Origin of the sequence: Halopseudomonas nanhaiensis, assembly GCF_020025155.1 — a bacterium.
Classification (GTDB): Bacteria; Pseudomonadota; Gammaproteobacteria; order Pseudomonadales; family Pseudomonadaceae; genus Halopseudomonas; species Halopseudomonas nanhaiensis.
This window is the reverse complement of the sequence record NZ_CP073751.1, coordinates 3,645,686-3,653,147: the sequence shown is the minus strand read 5'-3', so window position 1 is coordinate 3,653,147 and position 7,462 is coordinate 3,645,686. Positions and strand designations below refer to the sequence as shown.

At 59.2% G+C, this 7,462-nt stretch carries 7 protein-coding genes; all 7 read left to right on the top strand.

Translation table 11 applies throughout. From position 1 onward, the window contains the following. Positions 1–498: 498 nt before the first annotated feature. The 7 genes from rpmH (at position 499) to rsmG (ending at position 7,458) form a co-directional block, all read left to right on the top strand. Positions 499–633 (top strand): 50S ribosomal protein L34, encoded by a 135-nt coding sequence (gene rpmH / locus KEM63_RS16915; RefSeq protein ID WP_093396291.1) that lies wholly within the window; start codon positions 499–501, stop codon positions 631–633. Positions 634–641: 8 nt separating this feature from the next. Continuing rightward, a complete protein-coding gene (gene rnpA, locus KEM63_RS16910; RefSeq protein WP_223653747.1) occupies positions 642–1,046 on the top strand; it encodes a ribonuclease P protein component in 405 nt (134 codons plus the stop codon). Continuing rightward, positions 1,039–1,287, top strand: a complete 249-nt coding sequence (gene yidD / locus KEM63_RS16905) for a membrane protein insertion efficiency factor YidD (RefSeq protein ID WP_223653746.1) — start codon at positions 1,039–1,041, stop codon at positions 1,285–1,287. Before rnpA ends, yidD begins: the two co-directional genes overlap by 8 nt. After that, positions 1,284–2,966, top strand: coding sequence for a membrane protein insertase YidC (gene yidC / locus KEM63_RS16900; protein ID WP_223653745.1), 1,683 nt, complete (start codon positions 1,284–1,286; stop codon positions 2,964–2,966). Before yidD ends, yidC begins: the two co-directional genes overlap by 4 nt. Before the next feature lie 79 nt (positions 2,967–3,045). Next, a complete protein-coding gene (gene mnmE / locus KEM63_RS16895; protein WP_223653744.1) occupies positions 3,046–4,416 on the top strand; it encodes a tRNA uridine-5-carboxymethylaminomethyl(34) synthesis GTPase MnmE in 1,371 nt (456 codons plus the stop codon). 495 nt (positions 4,417–4,911) lie between these two features. Continuing rightward, the gene (mnmG, locus tag KEM63_RS16890) at positions 4,912–6,810 is read left to right on the top strand and encodes a tRNA uridine-5-carboxymethylaminomethyl(34) synthesis enzyme MnmG (RefSeq protein WP_223653743.1); all 1,899 of its coding nucleotides are present in this window, start codon (positions 4,912–4,914) and stop codon (positions 6,808–6,810) included. Beyond that, positions 6,811–7,458, top strand: a complete 648-nt coding sequence (gene rsmG, locus KEM63_RS16885; protein ID WP_223653742.1) for a 16S rRNA (guanine(527)-N(7))-methyltransferase RsmG — start codon at positions 6,811–6,813, stop codon at positions 7,456–7,458. Positions 7,459–7,462: the final 4 nt, after the last annotated feature.

Genomic DNA, 7,462 nt, shown 5'->3' with positions numbered 1-7,462 from the left:
TTTCGAGGCCTAGTTATCCACACCGGCAGCCCGCGAGGCAGCTTATTTTTCAGCACGGATGCACGGCATTTTCACCGTGTTGAAATCTGTGAAACTGGCAGAACCGTTGCACGGCGGGCTCCGGGAGCCCTGTGGACAAGCGCGCCTCAAATGTGTGCGTATCCGCAGGGATAGACTGGGGTTAATCTGCCCTGTGGATAGATAGCCTATTTATCCACAGATTGATGACAGGTCCCAGAGGTGTTACCCAACAGCTTGTCCTCACATTGATACAGCGCTAGAACGCCGAGGATGCGCGGTCTCTGCACACTTATCCACCGAAAATCGACCACTCATATAAAGCATCTTCATTCATCTCTTTAAAGACCTGATTTCATATTGTTTTCATAGACGGATGGTCGGTGAAATGAAATTGACCTTGTGCTGCTCTTTCTCTAGAATTGCCGGTCCCTTGGAAGGGCTCATCCGCTCTGACATGAATTACTCAGGTACCTGAAGATGAAAAGAACATTTCAACCCAGCGTTTTGAAGCGCAAGCGTAACCATGGTTTCCGTGCTCGTATGGCTACCAAGAACGGTCGTGCCGTTCTGGCTCGCCGTCGTGCCAAGGGCCGCAAGGTTCTGTCAGCCTAAGACTCGGGATGCCGGTAGATCTCGGATTCGGCCCTGAATACAGGTTACTGACGCCTGCACAGTTCAAGGCGGTATTCGATGGAGCTACCAGCAAAGCCTCAGGCCAAGGTCTGTTGCTACTGGCTCGCACCAATTCGTGCGACCACGCCAGGTTAGGTCTGGTCATTGCCAAGAAAAATGTCCGGCGTGCGGTCGACCGCAACAAGGTCAAGCGCATCGCCCGCGAATCCTTCAGAGCGCACCGCGCAACGCTGGGGAATCTCGACATCGTCGTCCTGGCCCGCAAAGGCCTCGGCGACCTTGACAACGCTGCGCTGCACGCCCTGTATCAGGACATGTGGCGCAGGCTGATCAAATCAGTTGCAAAACAGAATCGATCCAACCAATCCGGACCCCCATCATCCCATGCGTAGTCTCGCGCTCGGACTGATCAAGGTTTATCGCTACGCTATCAGCCCGCTGATGGCCAGCCACTGTCGTTTTTATCCCTCCTGTTCCTGCTATACCCAGGAAGCCATTGAAGAACATGGCCTGCTGCGCGGTGCTGCGCTTGGTGCACGCCGCCTCGGCCGTTGTCATCCGTGGAACCCGGGGGGTTACGACCCGGTACCTCCAAAGTCTGCTCACCGTTCCCAGATGGCCAACGAACCATGAATCTGCAAAGAAACATTCTGATCGCTGCCCTGCTCGTGATTACCTATCTCATGGTCCTGCAGTGGAACAAGGATTACGACCAGCAAGAGTTGCCGCCAGCCGCGTCGAGTGCGCCGGCCAGCACCGGCGACCTTCCGGATGTGCCTGCTGCCGGTGCCGGCCAGGTCGACTCCGATGTTCCCCAGGCAGAGGCTGCAGACGTGGCCGCCGCCGCGGAAAACACCGAGGCCGTACCTGCCGGTCAACTGGTGCAGGTCAGCACGGACGCGCTGAACGTCAGCATCGATCCGGTAGGGGGCGACATCGTGTCGGTGTCCCTGCCGAAGTACCCGATGCGCAAGGACCGCCCGGACCTGCCGTTCCAGCTGCTCGAGCAATCCGGAAAGCGGACCTATATAGCCCAGAGTGGCCTGGCCGGCAGCAACGGACCCGATGCGCGCGAAGCGGGGCGTCCCCGCTATGAAGCGGAATCGACCAGCTACGAGCTCGCCGAGGGCGACGACAGCCTGACGGTGGATCTGACCTTCGAGGAAGCCGGGGTCAGCTACATCAAGCGCTTCACCTTTACCCGCGGCGACTATCTCATTGGCGTCGAATACCTGATCGACAACCAGAGTGCCGACACCTGGACCGGTAACCTGTTCGGCCAGATCAAGCGTGATGGCAGCTCGGACCCGTCGAGCTCCAGCGCAACCGGCATGGCAACCTATCTGGGCGCCGCGTACTGGAGCAAGGAAGGCGACTACACCAAGATCACCACCGGTGACATGGACGATGCGCGGCTGCGCGAAAGCAATGCGGGTGGCTGGATCGCCTGGCTGCAGCACTACTTCGTCAGCGCCTGGGTTCCGGCAGAAGAGCAGACGCACGTCTACCAGACCCGCAAGGACACCCAGGGCAATTACATCGTTGGCTTCGTCAGCCCTGCTGCGTCCGTCGCACCAGGTACCCAGGGCTCCCTCGCCGCGGACTTCTATGCCGGTCCGAAGATTCAGGACCGCCTGGAACAGATTTCCAAAGGGCTGGAACTGACCGTCGACTACGGCTTCCTGTGGTGGATTGCCCAGCCGCTGTTCTGGGTGCTCAGCTTGATCCACAGCTTCGTAGGCAACTGGGGTTGGAGCATCATTCTGCTCACCGTGCTGATCAAGGCTATCTTCTTCCCGCTGTCGGCCACCAGCTATCGCTCGATGGCCAATATGCGCCGCGTCGCGCCAAAGCTGCAGGCACTGAAAGAGCAGTACGGTGATGATCGCCAGAAGATGTCTCAGGGCATGATGGAGCTCTACAAGAAGGAAAAGATCAATCCGCTGGGCGGGTGCCTGCCGATCCTGGTGCAGATGCCGGTGTTCATCGCGCTGTACTGGACATTGATGGAAAGCGTGGAGATGCGCCAGGCCGAATGGATCGGCTGGATCACCGACCTGTCACTCAAGGACCCGTATTTCATCCTGCCGATTTTGATGGGTGTGACGATGTTCATCCAGCAGCAGCTCAACCCGGCTCCGCCGGATCCGATGCAGGCCAAGGTAATGAAGATGCTGCCTATCGTCTTCACCTTCTTCTTCCTCTGGTTCCCGGCTGGTCTGGTGCTGTACTGGGTGGTCAACAACATCCTGTCGATTGCACAACAGTGGTACATTACACGCCAGATCGAAGGCGCCGCGGCCAAGCAGTAACCTGGCCCGATCGCAGCAGACGCCCCGAATTCGGGGCGTTTTGCTATCTGCACCCTCTGTTATCCGTTCTGGAGCCATCATGAGTCGTGCCTATCACGCGGACACCATCGCAGCCATTGCCACGGCACCCGGACAGGGCGGGGTGGGCATCGTCAGAGTGTCCGGCCCTGCAGCCCTGGACCTTGCGCAGCGCATCGGACATCTCACGCCTCGCCCGCGCCACGCCCACTACGGACCGTTCTGGCAAGGCGACACGATGCTCGATCAGGGACTGCTGCTGTTCTTCCCGGGACCGAACTCCTTTACCGGTGAGGATGTCCTCGAACTGCACGGGCACGGCGGTCCGGTGGTCATGGACATGCTGCTGCAGGCGTGCATCGAGGCCGGTGCACGCCAGGCGCGGCCGGGAGAGTTCAGCGAGCGAGCCTTCCTCAACGACAAACTCGACCTGGCGCAGGCCGAAGCAATTGCCGATCTGATCGAGGCCAGTTCTACTCAGGCCGCGAGAAACGCATTGCAGTCATTGCAGGGCGCGTTTTCCCAGCGGGTGCACGCCTTGACCGAAGCGCTTATTGCGCTGCGGATCTATGTCGAAGCAGCAATCGATTTTCCGGAGGAGGAAATCGACTTTCTTGCCGATGGGCATGTCCTCAAGCAGCTGCAACAGGTCATGGATCAGCTGGGCCGGGTTCAACGCGAGGCGGGGCAGGGCGTCCTGCTTCGTGAAGGCATGAACGTGGTCATCGCCGGTCGCCCCAATGCGGGCAAATCAAGCCTGCTCAACGCCCTGGCCGGTCGAGACAGCGCGATCGTGACGGAGATTGCTGGCACCACCCGGGACATTCTTCGCGAGCATATTCATATCGACGGCATGCCCCTGCACATCATCGACACCGCCGGGTTGCGCGACACCGAAGATTTGGTGGAGAAGATCGGTGTGGAGCGCGCCATGGCCGCCATCAGCGAAGCCGACCGTATCCTGCTGGTGGTGGACGCCTCGCACTCGCACGGTGTCGACGTGGATCAACTCTGGCCGGAATTTCTCCTGCAACGCCCTGATTCGCAGAAAGTGACACTGGTGTTGAACAAGATCGATCTGACTGACGACATTGCTTCGCTAACGGAGGAGGCGAGCGGCATCAGTGTTGTTCGACTGTGCGCACGTGACGGGGAGGGTGTCGAGCTGCTACGTCAGCATCTCAAGGCCTGCATGGGCTACGAACAAACCGCCGAAAGCGTGTTCAGCGCACGTCGTCGCCACCTTGAAGCATTGTCGACCGCTGCAACCTTCCTGGCGCACGGGCACCAGCAACTGGTTCTGCTTGGCGCTGGCGAACTGCTCGCCGAAGACCTGCGTCTTGCACAACACGTACTGGGTGAGATCACCGGCGAGTTCAGCGCAGACGATCTCCTTGGGCGGATATTTTCGAGTTTCTGCATCGGCAAATAGACTGCAGCCGAAGCAAGCCGGCTCGGCTGCGCCACCTTCATACCCTTCGGCCGACCGTCTGTCACGCTGCCAGTGGTTTCGTCGTCCTGCCTCCCCGCTTCTCTCGCGTCCGTAAGCCCTGTGCACAACCCTACCCAAGCTACCCCTCGAACGCTGTGCAAAACAGCGCTCAGAAATGACCTGTGGATAAACACCCCTTTTATACACAGGATCTACCCCCATCCGTACCGAGCTTTCAAGCAGGCTTAACACAGAGTTTCCTGCTCGGTAATTAATTGTTTTATATGAAATATTCTAAGTTGTACACAGAAAACAGGCTGCTCATATACATCATCTATATCAAGCTTTTTAAATAACTTCTTTCTTGTATATCTTGTTTACCCCTGCTCACGCGCTGTTCAAAAAACATCCAATCGTTGGCTGTATTTTTCTGGTACTGCGCCTATAATCAGCGCCTTTTCCAACGCAGGCTTCGTGCCGGCAATGAGGTGCAGTGTGGATTTTCCAGCTCGATTCGACGTGATCGTGGTAGGGGGCGGCCATGCCGGGACCGAAGCCGCGCTGGCGGCCGCGCGCATGGGTTCCAGCACACTGCTGCTCAGCCATAATGTCGAGACGCTGGGTCAGATGAGCTGCAACCCGGCGATCGGTGGCATTGGCAAAAGCCACCTGGTCAAGGAAATCGACGCGCTCGGCGGTGCCATGGCCCGAGCGACAGACCAGGCAGGCATCCAGTTTCGGGTGCTCAACAGCCGCAAGGGGCCGGCAGTGCGCGCCACGCGCGCCCAGGCGGACCGTGTGCTGTACAAGGCTGCCATCCGACACATGCTGGAGAACCAGCCGAACCTGTGGATCTTCCAGCAGGCATGCGATGACCTGATCGTCGAGCAGGGTCAGGTGCGCGGCGTGGTTACCCAGATGGGCTTGCGTTTTCACACTGATAACGTAGTTCTGACTACCGGTACGTTTCTCGGGGGTCTGATCCACATCGGACTGGACAACTACGCGGGGGGGCGTGCCGGGGATCCGCCGGCGATTACCCTGGCCAAGCGTCTTCGAGAACTGCCGCTGCGCGTCGACCGCCTCAAGACCGGTACTCCGCCGCGTATTGACGGTCGATCCGTTGATTTCAGCAGGATGACTGCACAGCCGGGTGACACGCCTCTGCCTGTCATGTCGTTTCTGGGCGATGTGTCGGAGCATCCCGAGCAGGTCAACTGCTGGATCACCCATACCAACGAGCGTACCCACGAGATCATCCGGCAGAACCTCGACCGGTCGCCGATGTATACCGGCGTGATCGAGGGAATCGGTCCCCGTTATTGCCCTTCGATCGAGGACAAGATTCATCGCTTCGCCGACAAGGATCAGCATCAGGTATTCATCGAACCGGAAGGTCTGACCACTCACGAACTGTACCCGAACGGCATTTCCACGTCGCTGCCGTTCGACGTGCAGCTACAGATCGTACGGTCCATCCAGGGGATGGAGAATGCGCACATCCTGCGGCCTGGCTATGCCATCGAATACGACTATTTCAATCCCCAGGACCTCAAGTACTCGCTGGAAACAAAGGTCATCGACGGGCTGTTCTTCGCCGGGCAGATCAACGGCACCACGGGTTACGAAGAGGCGGCGGCGCAGGGTCTGCTCGCCGGTCTCAATGCAGCGCGGCGAGCCAAGGGCCTGGAATCCTGGTGCCCACGTCGCGACGAAGCGTACATCGGCGTGCTGGTTGACGACCTGATCACCATGGGTACTCGCGAGCCGTACCGGATGTTCACATCGCGCGCCGAGTACAGGTTGGTACTGCGTGAGGACAACGCCGACCTGCGGTTGACCGAGAAAGGGCGTGAGCTCGGACTCGTCGACGATCACCGCTGGGCCGTGTTCAATACCAAGCGAGACGCCATCGAGCAGGAGCATCAGCGTCTGCGTAGCACCTGGGTGCAGCCGAGCAGTGATATCGGCAAGGCTTTCACCGAACGTTTCGCTACGCCCCTGACGCACGAATACAATCTGCTCGACCTGCTGCGTCGTCCTGAAGTCGACTACGCCGGACTCTGTGAGGTGACAGGTCGGGTCGACATAGCTGCCGATGCGGCCGAGCAGGTCGAGATCCGCACCAAGTACGCCGGCTACATCGAGCGTCAGCAGGAAGAAATCGATCGGCTTCGGCAGAACGAGGAGACGCGACTGCCAGAGGATCTGGATTATCAGTCGCTCAACGGTCTGTCGAACGAGATCAAGCACAAGCTGGCCGACGTGCGCCCGCAGACGCTCGGCCAGGCTTCGCGCATTCCCGGCGTCACGCCCGCGGCAGTCAGTCTGCTGCTGGTTCATCTGAAAAAGCGCAGCGCTCTGGGCGGCAGTCGATTGGCGCAGGAGGCCTGAGTGTCGGCCAGTCATCTGCGTGAATTGCAAAGTGGTGCCGAACAGCTGGGCATCGACGTGTCTCCCGCCCAGGCCAGTCAGCTGATTGCCTACCTCGAGCTGCTGCAAAAGTGGAACAAGGCCTACAATCTGACCGCCGTGCGCGATCCGGACGAAATGGTCAGTCGCCATCTGCTCGACAGCCTCAGCGTGCTCCCGTACACGCAGGGACCGCGCTGCCTCGACGTCGGCAGCGGCGGTGGCATGCCGGGTGTCATCCTGGCGATCATGAACCCACAAAATCTCATCAGCGTGCTCGACAGCAATGGCAAGAAGACGCGTTTTCTTACCCAGGTGCGGGTCGAGCTCGGGCTTGAGAACCTGACCGTGATCAACAGCAGAGTCGAGGTCTATCAGCCCGATCACCGATACGCTGTCATCGTATCCCGGGCCTTCAGCTCGCTGGCCGACTTCACTGCTCTGACCCGACATCTGGGCAGTGACGAAACACGGTGGCTGGCGATGAAAGGCCTGTACCCCGAAGAAGAGCTGGCTGCACTGCCGGTCGACTTCCGGGTGACAGAAAGCGCACAATTGTCGGTCCCCGGTTGCCAGGGCACACGACATCTGTTGATACTGCGTCGGGTGACCGCAGCCGATAACGGATAGGAGA

Coding starts and splice junctions, on each gene's coding strand:
- mnmE (WP_223653744.1), top strand. CDS start 3,046: ATGAGTCGTGCCTATCACGCGGACACCATCGCAGCCATTGCCACGGCA.
- rnpA (WP_223653747.1), top strand. CDS start 642: ATGCCGGTAGATCTCGGATTCGGCCCTGAATACAGGTTACTGACGCCT.
- rpmH (WP_093396291.1), top strand. CDS start 499: ATGAAAAGAACATTTCAACCCAGCGTTTTGAAGCGCAAGCGTAACCAT.
- yidD (WP_223653746.1), top strand. CDS start 1,039: ATGCGTAGTCTCGCGCTCGGACTGATCAAGGTTTATCGCTACGCTATC.
- yidC (WP_223653745.1), top strand. CDS start 1,284: ATGAATCTGCAAAGAAACATTCTGATCGCTGCCCTGCTCGTGATTACC.